At 60.0% G+C, this 24,834-nt stretch carries 20 protein-coding genes and 1 tRNA gene; 5 read left to right on the top strand and 16 right to left on the bottom strand.

All coding sequences use genetic code 11. From position 1 onward, the window contains the following. Positions 1-197: 197 nt before the first annotated feature. The 14 genes from aroB to HYZ49_17955 all read right to left on the bottom strand — a co-directional run bounded on the left by aroB (position 198) and on the right by HYZ49_17955 (position 17,854). Positions 198-1,736 carry a 3-dehydroquinate synthase gene (gene aroB / locus HYZ49_17890; GenBank protein MBI3244157.1) on the bottom strand — a complete coding sequence of 513 codons (1,539 nt, stop codon included), beginning with the start codon at positions 1,734-1,736 and terminating at the stop codon, positions 198-200. A gap of 30 nt (positions 1,737-1,766) precedes the next feature. Further along, on the bottom strand, positions 1,767-5,228 hold the full coding sequence (locus HYZ49_17895) for a PQQ-dependent sugar dehydrogenase (GenBank protein MBI3244158.1): 3,462 nt from the start codon (positions 5,226-5,228) through the stop codon (positions 1,767-1,769). A 71-nt stretch (positions 5,229-5,299) separates the two neighbouring features. Continuing rightward, positions 5,300-6,535 carry a chorismate synthase gene (gene aroC / locus HYZ49_17900; protein MBI3244159.1) on the bottom strand — a complete coding sequence of 412 codons (1,236 nt, stop codon included), beginning with the start codon at positions 6,533-6,535 and terminating at the stop codon, positions 5,300-5,302. Between the two features lie 57 nt (positions 6,536-6,592). Continuing rightward, on the bottom strand, positions 6,593-7,459 hold the full coding sequence (gene aroE, locus HYZ49_17905) for a shikimate dehydrogenase (GenBank protein ID MBI3244160.1): 867 nt from the start codon (positions 7,457-7,459) through the stop codon (positions 6,593-6,595). Further along, on the bottom strand, positions 7,456-8,790 hold the full coding sequence (aroA, locus tag HYZ49_17910; GenBank protein MBI3244161.1) for a 3-phosphoshikimate 1-carboxyvinyltransferase: 1,335 nt from the start codon (positions 8,788-8,790) through the stop codon (positions 7,456-7,458). The genes aroE and aroA overlap by 4 nt, the downstream gene beginning before the upstream one ends. Positions 8,791-8,863: 73 nt before the next feature. After that, entirely contained in the window at positions 8,864-9,709 is an 846-nt protein-coding gene (locus HYZ49_17915) for a prephenate dehydrogenase/arogenate dehydrogenase family protein (GenBank protein MBI3244162.1), read from the bottom strand. Positions 9,710-9,802: 93 nt separating this feature from the next. Beyond that, positions 9,803-10,813 carry a 3-deoxy-7-phosphoheptulonate synthase gene (gene aroF, locus HYZ49_17920; GenBank protein MBI3244163.1) on the bottom strand — a complete coding sequence of 337 codons (1,011 nt, stop codon included), beginning with the start codon at positions 10,811-10,813 and terminating at the stop codon, positions 9,803-9,805. A gap of 54 nt (positions 10,814-10,867) precedes the next feature. Continuing rightward, positions 10,868-11,878 (bottom strand): 3-deoxy-7-phosphoheptulonate synthase, encoded by a 1,011-nt coding sequence (aroF, locus tag HYZ49_17925; protein ID MBI3244164.1) that lies wholly within the window; start codon positions 11,876-11,878, stop codon positions 10,868-10,870. A 77-nt stretch (positions 11,879-11,955) separates the two neighbouring features. Then, on the bottom strand, positions 11,956-12,336 hold the full coding sequence (gene aroH / locus HYZ49_17930) for a chorismate mutase (GenBank protein MBI3244165.1): 381 nt from the start codon (positions 12,334-12,336) through the stop codon (positions 11,956-11,958). A gap of 338 nt (positions 12,337-12,674) precedes the next feature. Then, positions 12,675-13,190 (bottom strand): DUF1684 domain-containing protein, encoded by a 516-nt coding sequence (locus tag HYZ49_17935; protein ID MBI3244166.1) that lies wholly within the window; start codon positions 13,188-13,190, stop codon positions 12,675-12,677. 42 nt (positions 13,191-13,232) lie between these two features. Further along, positions 13,233-15,038 (bottom strand): glycosyltransferase, encoded by a 1,806-nt coding sequence (locus tag HYZ49_17940; protein MBI3244167.1) that lies wholly within the window; start codon positions 15,036-15,038, stop codon positions 13,233-13,235. Between the two features lie 99 nt (positions 15,039-15,137). Next, positions 15,138-15,223: transfer RNA gene (locus tag HYZ49_17945), tRNA-Ser, on the bottom strand. A 74-nt stretch (positions 15,224-15,297) separates the two neighbouring features. Further along, positions 15,298-16,695: an MBL fold metallo-hydrolase gene (locus tag HYZ49_17950; GenBank protein ID MBI3244168.1), complete on the bottom strand. Its 1,398-nt coding sequence runs from the start codon at positions 16,693-16,695 to the stop codon at positions 15,298-15,300. Between the two features lie 16 nt (positions 16,696-16,711). Further along, a complete protein-coding gene (locus HYZ49_17955; GenBank protein ID MBI3244169.1) occupies positions 16,712-17,854 on the bottom strand; it encodes an HRDC domain-containing protein in 1,143 nt (380 codons plus the stop codon). A gap of 171 nt (positions 17,855-18,025) precedes the next feature. On the opposite strand from HYZ49_17955, the gene HYZ49_17960 reads away from it, so the two are divergent. From HYZ49_17960 to HYZ49_17980, 5 genes are all read left to right on the top strand, one after another. Next, positions 18,026-18,664, top strand: coding sequence for a ubiquinol-cytochrome c reductase iron-sulfur subunit (locus tag HYZ49_17960; GenBank protein ID MBI3244170.1), 639 nt, complete (start codon positions 18,026-18,028; stop codon positions 18,662-18,664). A 19-nt stretch (positions 18,665-18,683) separates the two neighbouring features. Beyond that, entirely contained in the window at positions 18,684-20,336 is a 1,653-nt protein-coding gene (locus tag HYZ49_17965; GenBank protein ID MBI3244171.1) for a cytochrome bc complex cytochrome b subunit, read from the top strand. Positions 20,337-20,339: 3 nt separating this feature from the next. Next, entirely contained in the window at positions 20,340-21,179 is an 840-nt protein-coding gene (locus HYZ49_17970) for a c-type cytochrome (protein ID MBI3244172.1), read from the top strand. 202 nt (positions 21,180-21,381) lie between these two features. Next, a complete protein-coding gene (locus tag HYZ49_17975) occupies positions 21,382-22,164 on the top strand; it encodes a c-type cytochrome (protein MBI3244173.1) in 783 nt (260 codons plus the stop codon). A gap of 179 nt (positions 22,165-22,343) precedes the next feature. Then, positions 22,344-23,303, top strand: a complete 960-nt coding sequence (locus HYZ49_17980) for a zinc ribbon domain-containing protein (protein ID MBI3244174.1) — start codon at positions 22,344-22,346, stop codon at positions 23,301-23,303. Positions 23,304-23,371: 68 nt separating this feature from the next. Here the strand turns inward: HYZ49_17980 and HYZ49_17985 are convergent, their stop codons facing one another. Next, positions 23,372-24,664: an ammonia-forming cytochrome c nitrite reductase subunit c552 gene (locus HYZ49_17985; GenBank protein MBI3244175.1), complete on the bottom strand. Its 1,293-nt coding sequence runs from the start codon at positions 24,662-24,664 to the stop codon at positions 23,372-23,374. A gap of 39 nt (positions 24,665-24,703) precedes the next feature. Then, on the bottom strand, positions 24,704-24,834 hold a 131-nt coding region (locus HYZ49_17990; protein ID MBI3244176.1), incomplete at its 5' end, for an IS701 family transposase.

A 24,834-nucleotide genomic window follows, 5' to 3' on the forward strand; every position in this document is an offset into this window, starting at 1 on the left:
CCGATCACCGTCACTGACGAACCCGTTGAACGAGTGCCTTATCGCCCGGCACCGAATCATCCTTGGCGGCGTTCGCCGATTGGTCGCGCTCGCTTCCTACCTGCTAGTGTTGTTAGCCAACCAAAACTTTGACGGGCACTCTTAAAGCAAAACCGGACGCTCGACAAGCGCCCGGCTGTTCATTGCTTCGTTTGGCCTCACTCCTTCGTCGCCGCCTTCAACGCCTCCAGCAACAGGGCCTCGTCCACCTCAACGCCAAAGGCAACCTCGCCCAGGCGTTTGGGTAAAGCAAACTTGAGCGCCCCGCCCGCCTTCTTCTTGTCGTTGCTCATCGCGGCCCGGGTCGAGGCCGGATCAAGGCCGGGAGCGCGAGTCGGCAGACCGGCGTGTTTGAGGGTGTTGGCGACTCGCTCGGCCAGTCCGCGCTCGGCCAGCCCCATCTGCTCCGCGATCCAAGTTTCAGCCGCCAGCCCGATGGCGACCGCCTCGCCGTGCCTCAGCCGGTAGCCCGACGCCGACTCCACTCCGTGGCCGATGGTGTGGCCCAGATTCAGTTTGGCCCGCTCGCCCTTCTCAAACGGGTCGGCTTCCACGACTCGAACCTTTACCTCAATCGCTCGCCGGAGTTGAGCAAGATTGCCAAAAGCGGTTGAGGCCTCAAGCGATTCAAACAGCGCCGGGTCGCCGATGATTCCGTGCTTGATCACTTCGGCCAGGCCGGAGATGCGTTCGGCTTCGGGTAAAGTGTTGAGAGCCAGTGGATCAGTGATGACGAGCGACGGCGGATGAAAGGCCCCGACCAGATTCTTGCCTTGCGGCAGATCGACTCCGGTTTTGCCGCCGAGGCTGGCGTCCACCATCGCCAGCAAAGTCGTCGGCGCGTTCACCCAGCGCAGGCCGCGCATGAAGGTGGCGGCGGCGAATCCGGCCATGTCGCCAAGCACCCCGCCGCCCACGGCCACGACGGTTCCACTCCGGTCGAGGCCGCCCTCCAAAAACGAGTCATAGAGTTGGCGAACCGTGTCGAGGGTTTTGTGTTGTTCGCCGGCGGGCAAAGTGGTAAAAGGTAATTGGCCGCTTCGCGTGGTTATTGGCAGGTGGCGGGCAATGTTTTCGTCGGTGACGAGGAGGGTCGGGCCGGTGAGGCCGTGTTCTTCGAGAATGGCCGGGAGCGATTCGAGCAGACCATAGCCGAGCAGAATTTTGTGTTCCAGGCCAGGGGCGTTGACTTGAAGCGTCTGCGGCGCGATCAGCGCCACGATGTCCTCGGCGGCCTGGGCCACGCTCTTGCCGGTCGTGTCGTACTGCGTCGGGAAGGAGTCGTACAGCAGGCGGCGCGACTTGAGCAGGGCGGCCAGTTGTTCCGCCGGGTTGTCGCCGTTCAGCAAAGGGCGGGTGGTGCTGGCGGTTCGCACCAGCAGTTCGTTCGGCTCGGCCCGCAGGCAGATCACCGGGCCACTGCGCTCAAGCGCGGCGCGGTTGTTCGGGTTGAGCAGAGCGCCGCCGCCGACGGCGATGATCATGTTCGTCCGCGCGGCCAGTTCGGCGCACACCGCCGACTCGAGGCGGCGAAATTCAGCCTCGCCCAACTGCAAAAAAATTTGGGGGATGTTTCTCCCGGCCCGCTTCTCAATCAACTGGTCGCTGTCAACAAAATAGCGATCGAGCCGCGCCGCCAGTTCTTTGCCAACGGTGCTCTTGCCGGCGCCGGGCGGGCCGTAGAGGATGATATTCACAGGCTACATTATAGGCGGTTTGGCGGAGAGCTACGGCACGCGAAAACTGCGCCCGACCGACCAGCCGCTGAATTGCAAACCAGACGAGGCAACAGTCACCGCCCGAACGCGCCAGAAGTAAGCGCCTGCGGTCAGAGGTGTTTGAGGCGTATAAATGGAAACCTCAACCCGCCCGCCCCGGCCTCGACCCAGAAGATTGAGGAAACCCGAGTCGGTTGCGATTTGAACTTCGTAGTAAGTCGCCGCCGGAGTCGAGTCGCTCCAGTCGAGCACCGGTGACGATAGCGTTGCGCCGCTGGCCGGCGAGAGCAGGGCCGGAACGCCGGGCGGGTTGGCGCTGTAAAAGTGGCGGGTTCTCGACCACGGCCCCAGCCCCTTCGAGTTGTTGGCCCGCACCCGCCAGTACAACAACGTGTTGCGAGGCAAATCCGAGGAAGGCGCATAAGCCGAGGGCGAGATGTTGAAACTGACCAGCAGGTTGGTGAAAGCGGCGTCCGCAGAAATTTGAAATGTGTAAGAAGTCGCGCCGTTCACATTCGCCCAGTCGAACACGGGCCGGGCCGCTGAGGCGTTACTGCCGCTGGCGGGGAAGTTGATGGCCGGGGCTTGCAAGGCCGTCGGCGTCGAAGTGGCAGTGGGTGTGTGAGTGGCGGTGAAAGTTGCGGTCGGTGTGTTCGACGGCGTACGTGTTGGGTTGGCCGTCCTGGTTGCCGTCGCAGTTGCCGTGAACGTCGCGGTAGCGGTCGGCGTCGCCGTAAACGTGGCGGTCAGTGTGGGCGTGGGCGGCAGGATGGTGTTGATGCTGACGTTGTTGAAAGTGGAGGTGTTGACGACGCCGTCATTATGGCTGGTGAGGGCCAGGCCAACGTAAACGTTCGTCGCCATGCTGATCGTGTCGGTGCCCACCAGAGTCCAGTTGACGCCGTCGGGCGATTGATAGGCGTTGAAGGTGTTTCCGCTTCGGGTGAGGCGAACCCAGTACGGCGCGGCCACAACGGCCCCCGCTGTGGTGACGGATGTTCCGTCGGTAGTAGCCCGTCGTTGAAAAGCAACGCCATTGCTTCGAGTGACGGCCACCATTGCGTTCGGCGAACCGGCCAGCAAGGTCTCGCGGATCATCACTCCCGCCTTCGCCCAGGCGTGCGTGGAACCGACGCTCACCACCCGGGTCGTGATCTCGCCATCGCCATTCAACGGCTGATAGACGTAGCGGAATCCATCTGCCGATTTCCAGATGTCGGCGCCAGAGCCGGTGAGGGTGTAAAGGTCGTTGTTGTAGCAGGCACTGCCGGGCGCGGCGACACTGCCCACGTCTGAAGTTTGCCACTGGGCAGGCAGAGAGGTGACGTAGGCGGCGAGGAATGTTTGCGGCGAGTTGCCAACGACGATCTGGTGGCTGGCCGCGCCGCCGTCTGACCATGAGCCGAAGGGGTAACAGCCTTGAGTCATGGCGGCGATGATGTCCTGGTGAGAGTTGACGACGGCGTTGGCGTTGAAGGGCGTCAGAGAGGTCACGCCTTCGTAAGATAACAACAAGCCGGAAGGCGCCGTGTCAAAGGTGAAGACGACGGTGTTTGGCAAAAGGCCGGCGCACTTCTGGTCGGTCAACCCGGCGCTGTCGGTGGCGGTGAGGCACAACTCCATCCACGAGTTGTCGCCGTGATCGGGCGCAACGAAACTACCTGAGTTGCCGCTGAGGCCGGGCGCATAATCAAAGTGAACGTGCTGGTTGTGGTGCAACAGAACGTCCCAGCGCAAGCCGGCCCCGCCGAGACTGCCGTCTTCCGGGTCGGCCCCGCTCCCGCTGAAGTTGATGGTGTCGTTGGCGTTGTAGGTTGCGCCAGCCGCCGGAAAGAGGATGGTTGCGGCAGGCCGGGTGTTGCCCACCGTGACCAGGACGGTGTCAACGCCGGTTGCCCCGGCGGAGTCGGTGACGGTGAGGGTGACGGTGTAGTTGCCGTTGGCGATGTAAGTGTGAGTCGGGTTCGGAGCCGTTGAGTTGCCGCCGTCGCCAAAATCCCAATCATAGGTGAGCGTTTGCGCGTCCGGGTCGTAGGTTCCGGCGCTGGAGAAATTGACAACGAGAGGCGCTTGTCCGGCGTCGGGTGAGGCCACGGCATCGGCGGCGGGCGGGGTGTTGCTGCCGGCAGTGTAGCGAATGCGGCGCACTTCGCTAGTGTCGGGCGTGGGGCCGTTGTAGGCCACGTAATACAGATTCTTGTCCGGCCCGGCGGTGAGTTGCACGATGCCGCCCGTCGGCGAAACGTCTGTGCCAAAGTTGTGGACAGTGGCCTGGCCGGTGTTGGGATCAAAGGTCAGGTAGCGAATCCAGTCGCCGTTGTAATCGGAGAGGAAGAGCGCGCCCTGATACTCAGCCGGGTAAACCGCGCCGTCGTAGAAACTTCCGGCTTGCACCGAACTGCCGCCCTGGTTCTCGCTGTGGTTGTAGGCATAGGCCGGCTTCTGAACGACGTTCAGGCCTTGGGCGTACAACGCCTGACATTCAGCAAGTGAAGCGTAACTGCCCTGTTGGAGGCTGTTGGTGTCGCGGCCTTCGTAACACGGCCAGCCAAAGTTCTTGGCCCGCCCCGCGTTAATTTCCTCCCAGGTGTTCCAGCCCACGTCGCCAACATAAGGCTCGTTGCTGGTTGGGTGAATCGTCATGCGGAACGGGTTGCGCAAGCCGAGGCTGTAAACTTTGGAGCGGTTGCTGTTTGGGTCGCCGTTGTAAAAAGGGTTGTCGGCGTAACCCTGGCCGGTGATGGGATTGATACGCAGAATTTTTCCGGCCAGGCTGTCGGGGTTTTGCGAACGCAGCGCGCGCGAGTCCACGTAGCTGTAATGTGAGCCGTCGCCGTTGCTCACGAACAGCGAGCCATCAACGCCGAAGGCGACAGTGCCGATGGTGTGAGTGGGGCTGTCGGCGGCCAGGCAATCTTGAATAGGCACACCATTGTTGTCGCATGAAGGCGGGCCGCTGTGGCTGGATGGGTCGCCGATGTTGGCAAGAGTGCTGTTCGCGCCCAGCAACACCACTTCACTACCGGGCAGAGCCACGTTGGTGTTGTTGGGGTCGGCGCTGACGCGAAGCAGGTGGCTCACCCGCGCCCCGCTGCCGTTGTCGGGCAGGCCGGGTGGATCGTAGGTGAACAGAAGATAAACGTAAGGCGTGTTTGGAAAGTCGGGATGAACGGCGATGCCGAGCAGGCCGCGATCCCAGTAATTGTTAACTTGATTGGAGATGTTGATAAAGTCGGTTGACAGGAGAGCGCCGTTTTGGAAGACGCGCACCCGGCCATCTTTCTGGCCGATGAACATGCGGCCATCGGGCGCCCAGGTGACGGTGGTGGGGCCGGTGAGGCCGGCCACAACCGTCTCGGTGACAAAACCTGCCGGGAGGATCGGGGCGGCTTTGAGTTGAGTGGAGGCTGGGATGAGGCTGATCACCAGCGCAGAAATAATGGCGGCGCAAAGGAAGGGCAGGCGTTTCATTTTGAGTGCCCGCCCAATATAAATGAAACGAGGGTGTGATTGGTCAAAAAAGAGTGAGGAAGGAACTACTTTTACGGCCAGAATACTGTTGGCTCGTCGAGCATGAGCAAATCTTCGAGCCGGGCCTGCCGCAGAGACTCAAAGCGTGGCTTCATCTCAGCCAGCGAATCGCCGCCAAGTTTTTCGAGCAGGGCCTCGGCCAGCACGAAGCAGGCCATCGCTTCGCCAATCACGCCCGCGCGCGGCACGGCGCAAAAGTCACTGCGCTCGTATTCAGTGGCGGCTTCCACCCCGGAAGCAAGGTCAACCGACATGAGCGGATTGAGGGTGGTGGAGATCGGTTTCATCGCCACCCGCAGGAGGATCGGTTCGCCGGTGGTGATGCCGCCTTCGAGTCCGCCAGCGCGATTGGTGCGGCGCGCCAACGACGACGGACGGACGACGGACGACGAACCTTCGTCCTTTGTCTGTCGTCTGTCGTCCAAAATGATTTCATCATGCACCTGCGTCCCCGGCTTCTTGGCATTCGCAAACGCCTCGCCGATCTCAACGCCTTTCATGGCGTGGATGCTGAGCATGGCTTGCGCGAGGCGACCACTGAGGCGGCGATCCCAGTGAACGTGCGAGCCGAGGCCGGGCGGCACGCCGAGGGCGACGACTTCAAACACGCCGCCGAGAGTGTCTTTGGCTTGCATGATGTCTTGCACGCGCTGGCGCATCTTTTCAGAGGCGGCTTCATCGGGGCAAGCCATCTCGGACTCAAGCGCAAGCCGGATTCGATCTTCAAGCGACATCGCCGAGAGATCAGCCGCCACGCCGCCAATCTCAACTACGTAACTCCCCACCCTGATTCCAAACGCCAACAACAGCTTGCGGCACATCGCGCCGACGGCGACCCGCGCCGTCGTCTCGCGGGCCGAGGCGCGCTCAAGGCTCATTCGCAAATCGTCGTAGCCATATTTGATCGCGCCGGTCAGGTCGGCGTGGCCGGGGCGCGGGATGGTCATCGGTTCAACCGCCTTGCCCTTCCATTTGGCGTGATCCAGATTTTGCACCTGCACCGCGACAGGCGAGCCAATCGTCGCGCCCGCCATCACGCCGCTGAGGATCGTGGCCGTGTCGCGCTCAAGTTTCATGCGCGGGCTGGCGCCGGGATACGGCTTGCCCGAGGCGCTGAGGCCCTGCCGTCGAGCCAGATCGGGGTTGAGGTCGTCGGGCGAAAGCGGCAGACCGGCAGGCATTCCTTCAAGAATGGCGGTGAGAGTTGGGCCGTGAGATTCGCCGGAGGTGAGGAAACGGAGGGGCATGGGCGAAACGTATTGCGTAGTGCATAGTGCGTAACGACAAGGGATACGCAATACGAATTACGCAATACGCAGTTTTTGTTCGGCGGCTTGCCGCATCAACTGTCGTGGCGCAGGCTTCCCTGTCCACTGCTCAAACGCCAGCGCGCCTTGCTCGACCAACATGCCGAGGCCGGTGGTTGCGCGAAGCCCGGCATCGCGGGCCTGCCGGGTGAGCAGGGTGTCGGCGGGATTGTAGACGAGATCATACACGAACGCGCCAGGCGGAAATGGCACGCTCTCAAACCAGGGCGAGGCGTTCACGTTCGGCGACATGCCGAGCGGCGTGCAGTTGAGGATGAGGGCGACGTTGCGTGAGGCGCGTTGGAGGTCATTGATGGTTAAGTCGTAAATAGTAATTGGTAATTGGTTATTGGTTATTAAAGGTTGCGCTTGTTCGCGGCGGCGGGCGGCCAGGCGAATCTCGCAACCGAGGGGAGCCAGCGCCGCCACTGCCGCCCGGGCTGCCCCGCCCGCGCCCAGAATGAGCACCGGGCGGTTTGAGACATGGACATCCAGGGTATACAAATCGGCAAGGAGGCCGGCGGCGTCGGTGTTGTGGCCGATCAGTTGCAGAGGCGATTCTTGTAGGGGCAATTCATGAATTGCCCCTACCCGTTTGACAATCGTATTCACCGCCCCAATCGCCTCAGCCACCAGGGTCAAGCCGTCGAGGAAAGGGATGACGGCCTCTTTGTACGGCACGGTGACGTTTGCGCCCGCGTACTCATCGCCGCGAATGATGGCAACGGCCTCAGCCAGCCGCGCCGGTTCAACCGGCATGGCTTCGTAGCGCCAATCGTGCAGGCCAACGTGAGCCAGCGCCGCGTTGTGCATGGCGGGAGAGAGGGAGTGAGAGAGGGGGTGGCCGAGGAGGGCGAGGTTCATCTCAGTGATTCCAACACCTCAAAATAATTCGGAAACGTCTTTGACACACAGCCCGGATTCTCAATGGCGATTCCTTCGACGCGAAGGCCGACGAGGGCAAAGGCCATTGCCATCCGATGATCGTCGTAAGTTTGAATGCTTGCCGGTTGAATGTTCGCGCAAGGGTAAATCTTGAGGCCGTCGGGATATTCTTCAACCGTCACACCGAGGCGGCGCAGTTCGTTGCACATGGCGGCCACACGGTCGGTCTCCTTCACACGAGCCGAGGCGATGCCGCGAATGGTGGTGGGCGAGTCGGCAAAGGGGGCAATGGCGGCCAGGGTCTGGGCCGTGTCGGGGATGTCGCGCATGTCCACCTCAACGCCTTGCAATTGTTCAATGGGGCCAGTGACCAGTAAGCAGTTATCAGTTTCCGAGACGGCGCATCCCATCTGAATCAGCACATTGAGAAAAGCAATATCGCCCTGCCTGGAGTCGGTTGAAATGTTTTCGACTCGCACAAATCCGCCGCACACCGCAGGCGCGGCGAAGAAGTATGAGGCGGCGGAGGCGTCGCTTTCAATCGTATACTCGCCAAGAGCGCGATAGCGTTGAGGGGCAATGCGGAATCGTTCGTAGCCCACGCGCTCGACGGCTATCCCGAAGTCGGCCATTACTGCAATCGTCATGTCCACGTAAGGCTTGGAGTTGAGGTCGCCGGTGACGATCAGCTCGACCGGCGACTGGGCGTAAGGGGCGACCATGAGCAGGGCCGAGAGGAATTGACTGCTGGTGTCGCCCGCCACCCGCGCCACCCCGCCTGGGAGGCCGCCAGCCTGAACCCGAACCGGCGGACAACCTGTCGGGCTGTCAACATTCACGCCTAATTGAGTGAGCGCATCAAGCAAATCGCCGATGGGGCGCTGGCGCATTCGTTCGTTGCCGTCAATCACAAACTCGCCATGACCCAGCGTGACGAACGCGGTGAGAAAGCGGGCGGCGGTTCCGGCGTTGCCGACGAAGAGGTCGGCGCGGTTGGCGGGGATATGTCCACCGAGGCCGTTTACGGTTATCGAAGGTAGGGGCAATTCATGAATTGCCCTTACGCTGGACGATTCATGAATTGCCCTTACGCTCGGCGATTCATGAATTGCCCTTATGTTGAAGCCGAGGCGTTGGAGCGACTCGATGAAGTAGCGCGAGTCGTCGGACTCGAGGGCGTTGGCGAGAGTCGTCGTTCCGTCGGCGAGGGCGGCAATGGCCAGGGCGCGGTTGGTGAGGCTCTTGGAGCCGGGCACGCGAACGGTGGCGTGGAGAGGGTGGCGAATTGGCGAAACAGGCAGGCTATCCATTAACGAAAATCTCACCGCAAAGGACGCAATTATTTGTAAAGCTTTACGCTCTTAGCGTCTTCGCGGTGAATTGCTACTTGAACATTTCACTCCTCTGGCGTTGAGCGGACTCGAGGGCGGCGCGAAGAATGGCGGCATCGCCGGACTCGATGGCAACGGCAAGAGAGTCGAGTTCAGATCGAAAACGGGCGAGTGAGTCTAAGACGGCGACACGGTTGGTGAGGAGAATATCGGTCATCATCGTCAGATCGCTGGCGGCAAGGCGGGTAGCGTCGCGAAACCCGGAGGCGGCCATTTGCCACAGCGCTTCGCCGCCGCTTGCCAGCGCGGTTTGCATGAGGGCAATTGAAACGGCGTATGGCAAATGGCTGATGGCGGCGGCGAAAGCGTCGTGAGTCTCGGCATCCAGCACCAGCGGTATTGAGCTGATGGTCGTCACCAGTTCGCGAGCCAGCGCCAGTGCATTCGGCGACGTGCGCTCGAGGGGCGTGAGGATAAACGTTTTGCCGTGATAGAGGTCGGCGTTAGCGTGTTCGATGCCGCTCACCTCTTTGCCACACATCGGGTGGCCGCCAATCGGATCGAAGTTTGGCGGAAGTTTTTGCATGGCGGCGACGATTTGCGATTTGGTGGAGCCGAGATCGAGAATAGAGATTGGAGGTTGGAGATTAGAGGTTGGAGGTTGGAGATTGGAGATTCCAGCGAGTTGGGAGAGGATGGTGCGGACGGGAGTGGCAAGGATGAGGAGGTCGGAGGCGGCAAGAGCAGAATCAAAGTCGGTGGTGCGGTGAACAAAGCCATGTTGCAGAGCAAAGGCTCGCGCGGCAGGGTCGGCCTCCGCGCCGATGATCTCGCGGCACTGCCCGCGCAACGCCAGCGCCAGCGATCCGCCCATCAGTCCCAGGCCAACAATGGTCACTCGCGAGTCCGCGAGAGTCGTAAACCCCAGTTCGGTCATCGTAAACGGTAAGCAGTGAACAGTAAGCAATGTTCACAGCTTACTGTTCACTGTTCACTTCCTACCAACCGCCTCGGCCACCCGCTTCACGTCCTTCACAAGTTGGGCGAACTTTTCAGGCTTGAGGCTTTGCGCGCCGTCGGACATGGCGTCAGCGGGATTGGGATGGACTTCGACGATGAGGCCGTCGGCCCCGGCGGCGACGCCGGCTTTGGCCACCGCCGACACGTATTCCCATTTGCCCGTGCCGTGACTCGGATCGAGGATGACGGGCAAGTGAGTCATTTGCTTGAGAACAGGAACAGCGTTGATGTCGGTAGTGTTGCGGGTGTATTTTTCAAAGGTGCGGATGCCACGCTCGCACAACATCACTTGCGCGTTGCCTTTGGCCAGAATGTACTCGGCAGACATGAGCAGTTCTTCGATGGTGGACATCATGCCGCGCTTGAGCAGGACAGGCTTGCGCGCCTCGCCGGCGGCGTTGAGCAAATTATAGTTCTGCATGTTGCGGGCGCCGATCTGAATCACGTCGGCGTATTTTTCAACCAGCAGGATTTGTTCCGGCGACATGGCCTCGGTGACGACGGGCAAGCCGGTGGCCTCGCGGGCCTCGGCCAGCAACGCCAGCCCTTCTTCACCCATGCCTTGAAAACTGTAGGGCGAGGTGCGCGGTTTGAACGCTCCCCCGCGCAAGGCGGTTGCCCCGGCCTCCTTCACCGCGTGAGCCGCCTCTAAAATTTGCGATCGACTTTCCACCGAACATGGCCCGGCGATGATCACAATCTGCGGGCCGCCCACTTGCAGGTTGTTGAGGGGAATGAGCGTGTCGGCGGGGCGCATGTCACGCGAGGCAAGTTTGAACGGTTTGAGGATGGGGACGGTCTTTTCGACGCCGTCGAGCAATTCAAATTGAGTCCGGTCAATCGGGCGGTCGTCGCCGATGACGCCGATGATGGTGGTCTCTTCGCCCTGCGAGAGGTGGGCGCGGTAGCCCAGGGCTTCGATGCGTTTGACGACGCCGGCGACTTGCTCTTTGCTGGCACGGGATTTCATGACGATGATCACGATTGCTCTCCTACGAAATACGCAATACGAAATATTGCGTAGTGCGTATGCGTATCAACAGCGCCCCATCGCCTCGGCAATCTTCCGGCACTCGCCCACCAACTGCGCGAACTTTTCGGGCTTGAGGCTTTGGGCGCCGTCGGACAGGGCCTGGGTGGGATCGGGGTGGACTTCGACGATGAGGCCGTCGGCTCCGGCGGCGATTCCGGCGCGGGCAATGGCCGTGACGTACTCCCATTTGCCGGTGCTGTGGCTGGGGTCAAGAATGACGGGCAGGTGAGTCATTTGCTTGAGCACCGGCACGGCGTTGATGTCGGTGGTGTTGCGGGTGTATTTCTCAAAAGTGCGGATGCCGCGCTCGCACAGCATCACTTGTGAATTGCCCTTCGCTAAAATATATTCAGCCGACATGAGCAGTTCTTCAATGGTGGACATCATACCGCGTTTGAGCAGAACGGTTTTGTTGATTTCGCCGGCGGCGTTGAGCAGGGCGTAGTTTTGCATATTGCGAGCGCCAATCTGAATCACGTCGGCATATTTGGCGACAAGGGGAACTTGCTCCGGTGACATGGCCTCGGTGACGACGGGCAGGCCGGTGGCCTCGCGGGCTTCGGCCAGCAACTCTAGCCCTTCTTCACCCATGCCCTGAAAACTGTAAGGGGAGGTGCGTGGTTTGAAGGCGCCCCCGCGCAAGGCGGTGGCCCCGGCCTCTTTGACGGCAATGGCGGCTTCCATGATCTGAGTCCGGCTTTCCACCGAGCACGGCCCGGCGATCACCACGATCTTGGGCGCGCCGACTTGGTGGCCGTTGAGCGGAATCAGCGTGTCGGCGGGATGCATGTCGCGTGAGGCGAGCTTGAAGGGTTTGAGCACGGGCAAGGTTTTCTCCACGCCGTCGAGAAGCTCAAATTGAGTCCGGTCAATCGGGCGGTCGTCGCCGATGACGCCGATGATGGTCGTCTCTTCGCCTTTGATCAGGCTGGTGCGATACCCGGCGGCGTGGACGCGCTCGACGACGGCTGAGAGTTGGCGGTCGGTTGAGTTGGATTTCATGACGATGATCATGGCGGTAGAGATTAGAGAATTGGAGATTAGAGATTGGGCGCTTGGCAAAATCTCTAATCTCTAATCTCCAATCCTCCTTATTTCGTTGCCTCTACTGGCAGAGGCCGGTCGGGCCGCAACGTGGCGGCCTGGCCGAGATAAATGTGTTTGATGGCTTGAGCCGGTTTGTCGGTGTTGAGATGGATCAGGATGCGGATGCATTTGGGCAAGCCGTGCGGCACGGCCATTTCGTGGGCGCAGAGCAGAGCCACGTCGTGCCAGCCCAGGGCGCGGGCGGCCAGGGCCGGGTAGTCGGCGGTGAGGTCGGGCGAGGTGGTGAACCAGGCCGAGGCCACGTCATCGGGCTGGATGTCGTTGGCGGCGATGAGGGCCAGCAACAGTTCGCGGGTGGCGCTGAGGATGGATTCTTTTGTATTGTCATCGGCGACGGTTGCGCCGCGTATTCCTCGGACTGGCATAACTTCTCCTTTACCCGAGACCCTCAGGGTTCGCGAAGCGCCCTAAGGGTCTGGGCGAGAAACAAAAAAAGCGCGGGGCCGCTTGGCTCCGCGCTTTCGTATTTGTGTCTTGCGACTTCTACTTCAAGCGGAAACAGCGGCAGGGGGGCTGTCGCTAAAGTAGTAGTACGCAAAGAAACGAGTGCTGGATTTCATGTTAGCCGCATGATAGCACTGCGCCTGGGTTGTGGCAATGGGGCAACGTGAACGAAAGAAAGGACGGAGGACTAATGACGAATGACGAACCCCTGCCCCAAAAACCAGGCCCCCAATTTCTTCTGTGAAGGAAATGATAACGGCTAATGTTCCTGGGAGCTGAAGACTTTCTCCCCGGCCCGGATCGGCACTTTGACTCGATTCTCGAACGGAGTCAAAGGGCACGACCAGCGATCAGAATAGGCGCAATAAGGGTTGTAAGCCAGGTTAAAGTCAACCAAAAACTTGCCGCTGCCAAGCGGCTCAGGTTCAAGGTAGCGGCCAGCGCCGTACGTTTCCTTGTTTGCCAGCGAGTCCACAAAAGGCAGAAAGTAGCCGTGCTGATTGGTATAGATCGTCAACTCCGCTTCCTGGCCGTCCACTGCGAATTTGAATTTGCCAAACTTTTGATAACGTTGAACGTCGCCGCCGGTGGTTTGCATTTCAATCGCCTCGCGCTTGGCGAACGCTTCCACGTTCACTTCGAGCCGCAGGGCCGGATTCTCGGAGAAGTAGCTCAGGCCTTCAAATTTTTTCTTCTGCTCCGGCATCAACGGGCTTTGCGGGTGCGTGGCGAAGAAATCATCTTTCTGAGCGCGGAAAGTTTCAAGGTCGGTCATAGCCGTCTCCACAAGTGAATAATCAAAATCAACCGTGTAGTCTCAAGATGTCGTTTGTCGTTTCACGTTTGACGAGAGGAGCAAATCTTTCCTCTCCCGCCACTTGTCTAAACAGCGGCGATAGTTCTTTTTGCTCAGCTTGTCGCGCTCGGCCGGGTTCATTCGCAAATACGGATGCTCGTGGACGGCAAGCGGCAGATCGGGTGTGGTGACCAGGCGAAACCCCTTATCCTTGAAAGCGAAACTCCAGTCCAGATCAATATTGCGATAAAAGACAAATTTCTCGTCGAGCAGGCTAACCTTGCTCAGGCGATCGCGCTTGAAGGCGAACAGGTAAAACTCAAGGGCGTCCGCCTCTGGGGTGGGAGCGGATTCAAAGTTGAACAGGTCGGCAGACACCAGCCCGTTACTGCCGGTTGCCCCAATCGTCGGATCGGCCAGGGTCGCCGCCAGCGGCGTGAACACATCGCCGGTAATTTCCATGTGACTGCCCAGAATCACGAGGTGCCGCCCCTGGCTGGCCCGGAAACCGGCGTTGCGGCCCGCGCCTTCGCCAAGAGTTGTGGCCAGGAAAACGAGGCGAACGCGCCCTTCGGGCGCGTCGGCGGCGAAATCGGCGATGGCTTCGGCGGCGCCATCGTCCGAGCCGTTGTCTACAATCACCACTTCAACCGAGTGGCCCACGCTCCAGCGCAGGGCGCTGGTGGCGGCGCGCAAGACTTCGCTTTGATTGTTGTGAGCCAGCAACGTTACCGACCAGTCGCAGGCCGCGGGCTGGGTAAGGCGCGAGGGCACGAACGCCGAATTGGCGTATTGAGTCTGGCTGAAGAAGATTCCCGACGGCGAGTCTTTAATTGAATAACCGATGGCCGTAATCAGGTCGCGCAGACGATCGCTTTCGGCAAAATTCTTTTCGGCGCGCAGTCGTTCACGCGCTTCAGCCCATTCGCGCACTTTGGCCGGAACGTGCAATGGCCGGGGCGCGGCGGGCCGGGCCGCGGGCGACGGTGTCGCCGCCGGTTCGGGTGGCGGTGTCAACACTCTGGCCGGAGTCAAACGTTCCATCTCAAACATCGCTCCGTCTGGATAGATTCGTTCCTGGCCGTTGTAGCGAAGGGTGACGTTGCCGGCGCCGGTTACGCTCATGGTTTGCGCCTCGAAGTCAAAGGTGCAGGCCGTGTTCTCGTCAATGCCCAGGATGACGGTGGCCGGCGGCAACAGCCTTTCCAGCGCCAGCAGGCGGGCGCGGCCAATAAAGCAACACGTTGTGTCAAAGGTGCGGCCTTCCTGGTTGTTGAAGTGCGGCAGGATGGCAAGGTCGTAGCCAAGCCCGCCCAGCAGGTCGAGGCCGTCGGCCCAGTGCAGATCATCGCCCGCTTTATAAATTTCGTAGACGGGCAGGGCAAAGCGGCTGAGGGCAATAGTAACGGCGCTGGCAAACACCAGTTGCGCCCCGGCCTGCCAACGTTCAACCAGCCTGGCATAAACGGGCGAGTTGCGCCAGTGTTTGATGGCGTAGGTCGGGCTTCCCGGCCCGGCCAAAATGTAGTTGGCCGCTTCCAACTGTGAGACGGCCGGCCCGGAGTCGGCGGACGAGTGTTTGTACTCGGCCACATTCACTTCCAGCGCGAAATGTTTCTTGAAGTAGGAGGCGAAGCTCGCGGCCAGTTCGGCAGTGTTCAGTTGAAAACCGGCGGGCGTGTCGAGGAAGACGAGACGAGGGATTTCCGGCGGCGGCGTTTCGGGGCCGCGCTCGGCGTTTTTGAGGCGGCCTAGCAGAGCCTGGTGCAGGTTGAGCAGTCGCTCCGATGTTTCGCCGGAGCCGATGAGGGTGAGCGGGCCGGGCATGTTGTTCAGCGGGCAAAAAACAGTAGGCAGTAGGCAGAATGCAGAAGCGGGTTATCGTTGCTTACTGCTTAGCGCCTACTGCCTACTTTGTTATTTCAGCGGAGAGGGTGGGATTCGAACCCACGGAGCTTTAGGCTCACTCGATTTCGAGTCGAGCGCACTAGACCAGACTATGCGACCTCTCCGGGGGCAAATTATAGCAGAAAAGACGAGGGACGAAAGACCACAGACGAAGGCTCGTCGTCCGTCGTCATTCGTCTCAGAGGGCCACTGACTCGTGCAGGCCAGGGTAATGCACGTCGCGGATGCCGCCCTCGCGAAGCTTTTCGGCCAGGGCATTGGCTGGTTCCGGCTCGCCGTGGACGAGGAAGACCTTCTTGAGCCGGCCCTTGAGGGCCAGCGCCCACTCCAGCAGTCCAGTCTGATCGGCGTGGGCTGAGAAGCCGTTGATCACTTCCACCTGCGCCTTCAAATTAAACGTCTCGCCAAAAATTTTGACTCGCGGCTCTTTCTCGACGAGGCGGCGACCCAGGGTGTTGGGTGCCTGCCAGGAGACGATGAGGATGGTGTTGCGCGGGTTCTCGATGTTGTTCCGCAAGTGATGCAGAATGCGCCCGGTTTCGCACATGCCCGAGGCGCTGATGATGACCATGGGGTCTTTGCGATCATTCAACGCTTTTGATTCGTCGGCGCTGCCGACGTAAGTCAGGCCGGGAGCCGTGAAGAGGTTGCCGTCATCGTCCTCTTTGAGAGCGCGCAAAGCGCCGGTATCGTAAAGTTCCTTGTGCTTGCCGAACACTTTGGTGATGTTCACCGCCAGCGGGCTGTCAACATAGATCGGAATAGACGGGATGTCGCGGTTGCGTATGAGTTGTTGCAAACTGTAAATCAGCTCCTGCGCCCGGCCAACGGCAAACGAGGGGATGATGACCTTGCCCCCGCGCTCGACGGCTTCACGCATCACCCGCCGCAACTGGGTATGAGCCTCGTCCGGTGATTTATGGAGACGATTGCCGTAGGTGCTTTCCATGATCAAATAATCAACATCGGCAATCGGAGTCGGGTCGCGCAGAATGGGCATGTTCTTGCGCCCCAGGTCGCCGGAGAACGCCAGGCGGATTTTACGCAAGCCCTCTTTGATATCGAGAACGGTGATGGCCGAGCCGAGGATGTGGCCGGCCTCGTAGAATTGGGCCGTCACTCCGGGGGCGACGTCGAAGGGTTTGGCGTAATCGCGATCCTCGAAGAGCCTGAGGGCGGCTTCGGCGTCCTCGGTTCCGTAAAGCGGCTCGATGGGCGGCTCGCCGTTTTTGAGCTTGCGCTTGTTGACAAACTCGGCGTCGTTTTCCTGGATGCGGGCCGAATCCAAAATCATGAAATTGGCGAGGTTGCGCGAGGCGGGCGTGGTGAGGATGGGGCCGCTGAATCCTTTCTTCACCAGGTTGGGGATGTTGCCGGCATGGTCGGTGTGGGCGTGCGAGAGAACCAGCGTTTGCACCGAGTGCGGATCGTACATGAAGTGCTGGTTGCGGTAGTACGTTTCCTGGCGTGAGCCTTGAAACAAGCCACAGTCGAGCAGGAGCTTTGCGCCGTTCACTTGAACCAGATGTTGGCTGCCGGTGACGGTTTGGGCCGCGCCGTGAAAGGTGATTTCCATGTGTCTCTCCTGAGTCTTACTTCATCTCTTTCAACGCCTTAATGATTTCTTCGCCATACTTGGCTCGTCGCACCGGGCCAAACCCGGCCACGCTTTCAAGATCGGAAAAGCTTTGCGGCGGGTGAAGGGCGATCTCCCACAAGACATCACGCGGGATGATGACATCGGACTCGACGCCGCGCTCCTGCGCCCGTTGTTTGCGCCAGCGCCGCAGAATTTCGTAGCGTTCAAGCACGTCGCTGTCCTGCCTTTCAACCGACGGCGGGTGTTGCGGATGAGCTTTGCGCCCGTGAGCGATGACGCGCAGTAGTTGCGTTCCGTGCCGCCGGATTTGTCCGTCGGTCATGCCGGGGATGACTTTGAGATCGTCGAGGGTGTGCGGAACGGCCTCGGTCAGCGCCAGCAAAGTGGCCTCGCTCATCACTTTGAAAGGCGGGCGGTTGATGCGCCGGGCCGCCTCTTCACGATAGATATAAAGCTCGCGGAGAATGGCGGCCTGGCGCGGCTTGAGGTCGCGCGCGCCGGAAATGCGCCAAAAATTTTCGGGGTCAAAGATGACGGCGGCGGCGTTGCCGTTGAGATGCGTCAGGCGCTCAAATTCTTCGCGGGCTTCGGCCCAGCAGGCTTTGGTGTTGAGCTCGGCGGCCAGTTTTTCGCGGAGCGGGATGAGGTAATGGGTGTCGAAGCGGGCGTAGGATAACTGGTCGGGAGGCAGAGGCCGCTTGCCCCAGTCGGCGCGCTGGTGGCGCTTGTTGACTTGCGCGCCGAAGTAAGTTTCGAGCAGAGCGGCCAATCCTAATTGTTGCCAGCCCAGAGTGCGGGCGGCAACCATGGTGTCGAAGATCGAGTTGATCTTCCAGCCGAAATCGCGGCGCAGGCAGATGAGGTCATATTCGGCGGCGTGAAAGACTTTTTCAATGGCCGGGTTGGCGAGCGGCGTCGCGAGCGGTGAGAGATCGGGGAGGGCGAGCGGATCGACGATGGAGTCGGCGGCGATAGTGGAGAATTGGATCAGGCAGACACGTTCACGATAGGCGTGGAGTGAATTGGATTCGGTGTCAACGGCAATGATGGATTGAGCATTCAGGTCGGCGGCCAGGGTCGCAAGGCGAGAGGGTGTATCCACCCAAACCGGCGGTGGAAGTTCGGGGTCGGGCATGTGGCGATTATAACCTCTTATCAACTTTCATTTTCAATTGACACGCTCCAGTGATTGTGATAGATTTAGCACACTATTTAGGCCACTTTCACCCAACTAATTGCTTCATAATTTACCCTGCTGTTCAAGCAGAAAATATTGCTCTATCAAGTTAGAGGAGGTTGAATTTCTATGTCTGCTGTGGCCCCTCAGGCCCCAACTACCACCCCAATGACCCGGCGCGAGTTTTTGTATTACGTGTGGGGCGCATCCATGGCGCTTTTCATGGCCGAATCGGCTGGCGCGCTGATCTGGTTTGCTCTGCCGCGCTTCCGGGAAGGCGAGTTCGGCGGCAAGATCACGCTGGACGTTACTGCCATTCCGGGCGTTGATACCGGGCCTAAGGATTTCCCGGAAGGACGATTCTGGCTGGTCAACCTGGGGCCACAGTCGGCGAGCGACCCGCGACGGCCTGACGTTTACCCGGCGCAACAGGGCTTGATGGCGATTTACAAAGTATGCGTTCATCTGGGTTGTCTTTATAAGTGGGTGCCGACCAACAACCGCTTTGAGTGCCCGTGCCACGGCTCGAAATATCTGGCCGACGGCGTGCGGGTGGACGGCCCGGCCCGGCGCAACCTGGACAAGTTTGTGCTCGAAGCGCAGGACGACAACGGCAACACCCTGGCGAAAACAGCGGTGGGCAATGCCAACGACGACGCCAATGCCGGCGCGCCGATCGTTCTGCCAGCCGGCACTACCAGAGTTGTGGTTGACACTGGCAAGAAGATTGTGGGCGCCGATAACACCGCGCCGGGCGGCGGCAAATAACCGAGTTGAGGAAAAGTTCATGGCTCTCTTCAAACTTCACGTTCCTATTTTAGATGACATCAAGGCCAAAGGCCTGAAGCCGGCGCTGTTGGCGAAAGTGGATGACGCCGTCACCCGCTTCACTGCCGGGTTGAGCATCGGCGATATTCGCGGTGTGCTCCGGGGCGACCCGGCCCCCCGCCCCAACCCCCGGGTCAAACCCCACGCCGACGGTTTCTGGTTCCACATGCGGCCCACCTACTACCACAATCTGGTGACGCCGCTTTACCCCGAGTTCCGCCTCGGCTGGCTGTCGCTGTACTTCATGGTCTTCGAGACCCTCACCGGCATCTTCCTCATGATCTTTTACACCCCCTCGCCGCTGGTGGCCTTCGAGAACATGCTCAACATCCTCAGCAACGTGCCGCTCGGCCTGTTCATGCGCGACTTGCACAAGTTCGGCGCAGAAATGATGGTGGCCGTCGTCTCCCTCCACATGTTGCGAACGGTCCTCACCGGCAACTACAAGAAGCCGCGCCAGTTCACCTGGTTCACCGGAGTGGTGCTCCTGCTGGTCACCCTGATCCTCTCGTTCTCCGGCTATCTCTTGCCGTGGGACCAGCTCTCGCTGTGGGCGGTGACGATTGGCGCTTCGATGGTCGAAGCCGTTCCCACTCCCTGGCCGCTCAACATTTTCGGCGAGCAGGTGCTTGGCGATCCTTCGTTTGTAGGCACGTGGATCAACAATATCGCTCGCGGCGGCCCGCAGTTTAATGCCGATGGCTTACTGCGCTGGTACTTACTGCACATTCTCGCCCTGCCGCTGATCGGCTTCGTCTTCATCGGCGTGCACTACTACAAAGTGGTCATTCACGGCCACTCCCTGCCGCCCGAAGCCGAAAAGGTGGGCGAAGACACCGCCAAGCGCGTGCCGATGGATCAGCGCACCTACTTCATGCCGGACATCATCACCCGCGAACTGTTCTACGTGGCCCTGGTGACGTTCGTTTGCGTGTTTGCCGTGACGCTCGGCGGGTTCCATGCGTCGCTGGAGCCGCACGCTGACCCGCTAGTGACGCCTCTGCACACAACTGCCCCGTGGTACTTCCTCTGGGTTCAGGGCATGTTGAAGCTTGGCGACAAAGTCTTCTGGGGCCTGATCGCGCCGGGCATCATCTTCAGCCTGCTGTTTGTGCTGGGTTACATTGAAGTCGGCCCCAGCCGCCGCTACGCCGACCGCCGCATCGGCCTGTCGGTGTGCATGGTGGCGTTGGTTGCCCTCTCGGTGACGACCTTCATGGGCACGCCCTGGTACGCCGTGTCCTCCTCGCCGGATCAGGAAGTGGTGGCCGCCCTTGTGCCGCAAACTCATCCCGGCCTTTTGCGCGAGACGCCGTTTGAGAAGCTAATTGTAGACGACTACAACGCCGCAGATTGGCAGTCGGCCCCCAATCCCGAAATGAAAGCTTTGCTCAGGGAATATGAAGACGAACTGGAGATTGCCCGTCAGAAACGAGACGCCATCACCGGCAAACCGATTATGCCCGACGCCGAAGGCCTGATGATCGTCGAAGACTGGCAGGCCGGCCTGAAGAAGATCACTCTGCGCATTAACTGGACGAAGAGCGATGGAACGCCCGGCACTTTCTCGCAGGATGTGTACCTGCATAAAGACTCGAATTACGGAGAATGACCCATGAGCATACGCGTGATTCTTGGCTCGGTTCTGATTGCGCTCACCATGATGATTACAGCCTTTGTGATGGTGAACGAACCGGCTCGTATGGCTGATTTTGACGCCGGTTACAAAGGGCGCTCCATAGAAGCCGGGGCGACTCTTTTCCAAACTGCCTGCATCGGCTGTCACGGTGTTCAGGGGCAAGGCATTGATAATATTGCTCCGGCCCTCAACGCGGCCGATTTGCTGGACGATACAAAGGGCACACCGGCTCGCCTCAAGGAAATTGGCTGGAGCGGCTCGTTGCCCGACTACCTGCGGGCCGCCATCGCCGGTGGCCGGCCCCGCGCCTCGGCTTCTTTCGCCAACTACCCACAACGCATGCCCACCTGGAGCCAGGAGTTTGGCGGCCCGATGCGGCCCGACCAGGTCGAAAACCTGGTGGACTTCGTCATGAACTGGAAAGAGGGCGCTATCGCCGCCGCGGCCGCGGTGCCCACAGTTTCGATTGACGCCGTTGGCACCGACATCAAGGTTGAATTGCCTGAGGGCGATGCCGCCAATGGTGAACTGCTCTTCGGCGGCAAGGTGAACGGCAAGTTCCCGTGCTCGGCCTGCCACTCCCTGCAAGCAGGGCAGACTCTGGTTGGCCCCTCGCTGGCGGGCATTGCCACCACGGCCGCCACCCGCAAAGACGGCTACTCGGCAGAGCAATACATTCACGAGTCGGTCGTTCAGCCGAACACTTACATTGTCGAAGGGTTTGTCAACCCAAGCATCATGCCCGCCACCTTTGGCGCGCAAATGACGAAAGAAGAATTGGCGGACATCATTGCTTACCTGATGACACTCAAGTAAGCGCCGTTCAAGAAAAACTCAAGGCCGCGGGCTTCTGCCTGCGGCCTTTGTGTTTAAGTTGCCCCGCCACAAATATCCGGTGAACATTGTCAGATTATTAAGGGGATGTCCGTCACTTTAGGTTGCTTGCCAACAGTCTACAATTACAGGTTAACAAAATCTGAAATTTGGAATCGGTTTCGAATTCCTAAGGGAGGCCATCATGCTCAAAAAAATGTCTGTGCTGGTCGGAGTGAGTTTCGGATTGGTGTTTGTCGGGATTAGCCTGGCGCTGGCCCAGGAAGGTGATCCTGAACACGGAGCCGCCATCTACGCCGCAAACTGCGCGGTCTGCCACGGCGCAGATGCCCAGGGCCGCATTGGCGTCAACCTCTCACAGGATTTCCCCAGCATCCAGGTGGATGCGTTTCTGCAACAAACCATTGCCGACGGAGTGAGTGGCACGCGCATGCCAACCTGGGGCCAGGCCAATGGCGGCCCGTTGAGCGACCAGGATATTGCCGATGTGGCCGCTTACGTGGCCGGGCTGGCTGGCGGCTCTGAACCCATTGCGCCCGCGCCGACATTTGTGTCCAGGCCGTTCACGCCTGCGCCCGGCGTCACCGGCGACCCGGTGGCCGGACAAGTTGTGTTCGCCAAGAATTGCGTAATGTGTCACGGCGAAGATGCTCAAGGCCGGATCGGAGCCAAACTAACCAAGGAGTGGCCCAGCATCAACCCCGCGGCCTACATTCGAACAACAGTAGAAAACGGGGTTGACGGCTCGCCCATGCCGGCCTGGCTCGACGCCAACGGCGGCCCGCTGACCAAGACCGACATTGATAACGTTTCGGCTTATCTGCTTAGCCTGAATGTGACGGCCAATAATGGCTTGGGCGGGGTCGCCGCCGACGGCCCAATTAGCCTGGGTGCCGGTCTGGCCATTTTGGTGATGATGGCCGTGCTGATCGGCGCGGCGCTGGTCAACTACTACCGCCGGGCTTGAACTAACTGTTCGAGACCGTCACTAAACGAATTTGCGAGTCAATCGGGTAAAATGCGGCTAAGCGCCTATCCGAAAAACTGGAAAGACCCTTAGGGTTTCTGAAGCCCTAAGGGTCTTTCGGATAGGCTCTAAGAGCGGAAACGCTCCTGATGAGACGCCTACTCAAAAAGAGAGCAACCATGACCCAGCGATTCTTTAGTTTGACTGTCCTTTGTGTTATTTTTTGTTCCGTCGTTTTTCCGGTGAGCGCGCAAACGCCGATTGCGCTGACCGAATTGCAGATCGCCTTCTGGCCTGAATACGACAGAAGTTCAATGCTGGTGATCTATCGCGGCGTGTTAGCGCCCGAAGTGAGCCTCCCGGCCTCGCTCACTTTTTCTGTGCCAGCTCAGTACGGCCCGCCGGTGGCCGTGGCCTACAGTGATGCTCAGGAACGCTTGCTTAACCTGCAATACACCACCGCCGTTTCCGGCGACGTGATGACTGTCAGCTTCACCGCGCCCGCCGCCAATTTTCAATTTGAATACTACGACTCCAGCCTGGACGTGAGTTCGTCAACGCGGCGCTACACCTTCGCCGGGGTCGCCGCCTATTCCATCCAAACCCTGGTTCTGCAAGTGCAACAGCCTGCCGGGGCAAACAACCTCACGGCCACGCCGGCGCTGGCTCAATCCACAGTTGGCACAGACGGCCTCAACTACTTCACTGCCGTTCGCGAAAATGTCCCGGCGGGCGAGGCCATTGCCTTCGATCTCACTTACACCAAAACTAGTTCGGCGCTCACAGTTAGCAATCAGCCCGCCACGGACAATACAGCCTCGGACACAACCGCGCCCGCCTCTTCGCCGGCGGCCAGCCCGGCGCTGGTTACGGCGGTGATTGTCGGCATTGTGGGTGTTGGGCTGGTGGGGGGCGGGTTGGTCTGGTTCGCGCGATCCAGAAGAACAACAGCCGCCCCTTCGACAACTTCGACGGCGGGGCCGCGACGGCTCAAAGGCCACCCGCCGCGCCCGAAGGAAGTGTCTCCAACCGTGACGGCTTCACCGTCCGAGTCGCCGGCATCTTTCTGCCACGAGTGCGGCGCTCGCCTTCAACCCGGCGATGTGTTTTGTCGGAACTGCGGGACGAAGATGAGATGAGGCCTAAAACAAGAAGAGCACACTGATGGTGTGCTCTTCTTGCAGGAGAGAGGAAGCAAGCTGGCGTTTTAGTTGCCAGTGACCACAACGCCGTTTGCCATCAGCGCCTTGAGTTGCGCCTGACGGGCCAGGTCGGTGGCGGCGGCTAGAATGCGCAAAGCCTCTTCGGGGTTGTGGAAGCCCATGCTGTTCTCGGCGGCCACGAAGTCCCAGCGGAGTTGGGCCTTGCGGTGCAAGGTGCGGGCTTCAGCCAGCAAAGTCTGATCAGCATTTGGGTTGGCGGCGGCCAGCTTGAGGGCGTCAATGGCGGCCACCAGCGCGTCTTCAGTGTTGCTCATCGTGTCGGCCACCTGCTCTTGAATTTGGGCCACGCGGTTGGTCACGTAAGTCACGTCGCTGTGGCACGCGCCGCAAGCCGTTTCGGCGTTGAGCAGAGGACTCTTCACGTCGTGGGTGGAGAACTTAGCCGAGCCGTCGCGGGTGTAGGGCATGTGGCAGTCGGCGCAGGCCACCCCGGCGTTGTAGTGGGTGCTGTTGGCAGTGAACATTTCGTACTCGGGATGTTGCATCTTGATCATCGGCGTGCCGGCGTCGGGATATTCCCAGTCCTTGAAGCCGTTGGCGTCGTAGTAGGCGTCAATCTCGTCAATGTTGGTGCCGTTGACCCAGGGGAAGGTCAGGAATTTTTTGTCGCCGGCGAAGTAGTATTCAACATGGCAGTTGGCGCAGACGACGGTGCGCATTTCCTGGCGGGTGAAGGTCGTCCAATCTTTGCCCTGAGCCTTAAGGGCGGCGTCCAGCGCCGGGTTGGTCACCACCAGTTTCATAGTCGCCGAGTCGTGGCAGTTGGCGCAACCGATGGGGTTGTTGATGTGCTGGCCGAGTTCGCTGAACTTGGTGGCATCGTAGGCTTCCATGCCCATTTGATTCCACAGGCCGGGATTGTCGGAACTCTTGCACGAGTAGCAGGTGCCGGGCGTCTTTTCATTGAGACGCTTAGTGGCGCGCACGTCGGCGAGCGAATTCAGGTGGCCGCGATCTTCGTTGTAATCCTTGCTGAACGGATAACCGGCGAACAACGTCACCAGGCGCGGGTTGTCCTCCAGGTGTGAAAACTGGTCGGAGCCGCCGTAGGTGGTGCGAACGGCATTGTCTTTGGTGAGCAGTAAAGTGGAATACTGGTTGGGGAAGTTGACGCCCCATTTGGAAGCGTCCGGCTCCTGGGCCGCGATCTCCACCAGCGGCGCTATCCCCCGAGTTTGAGGCGGCTGGTTCTTCACAAATAACAGTGTTCCCACCAGCGCCACCGCCAAAACGACGATGATGCCGACTAGGACCCAGGATGTTGTGGATTGTTTCATGTGTGCGCTCCTTTATTTATCCTGATAAGGTAACTCACCTTACGCAGCCAAGCAGACGGGGTTGAGTTCGCGCAACTTGGCGTAAGCGGCTTGAATGGCTTGCAAATAGAGCTTGGCTTTGAGGGCAAAATGGTTGAGTTGGGTGTCGCCTTTGAGCAGTTCAAGTTTGA

It is taken from the genome of Chloroflexota bacterium, assembly GCA_016197225.1.
In the GTDB taxonomy this organism is placed as follows: Bacteria; Chloroflexota; Anaerolineae; order Anaerolineales; family VGOW01; genus VGOW01.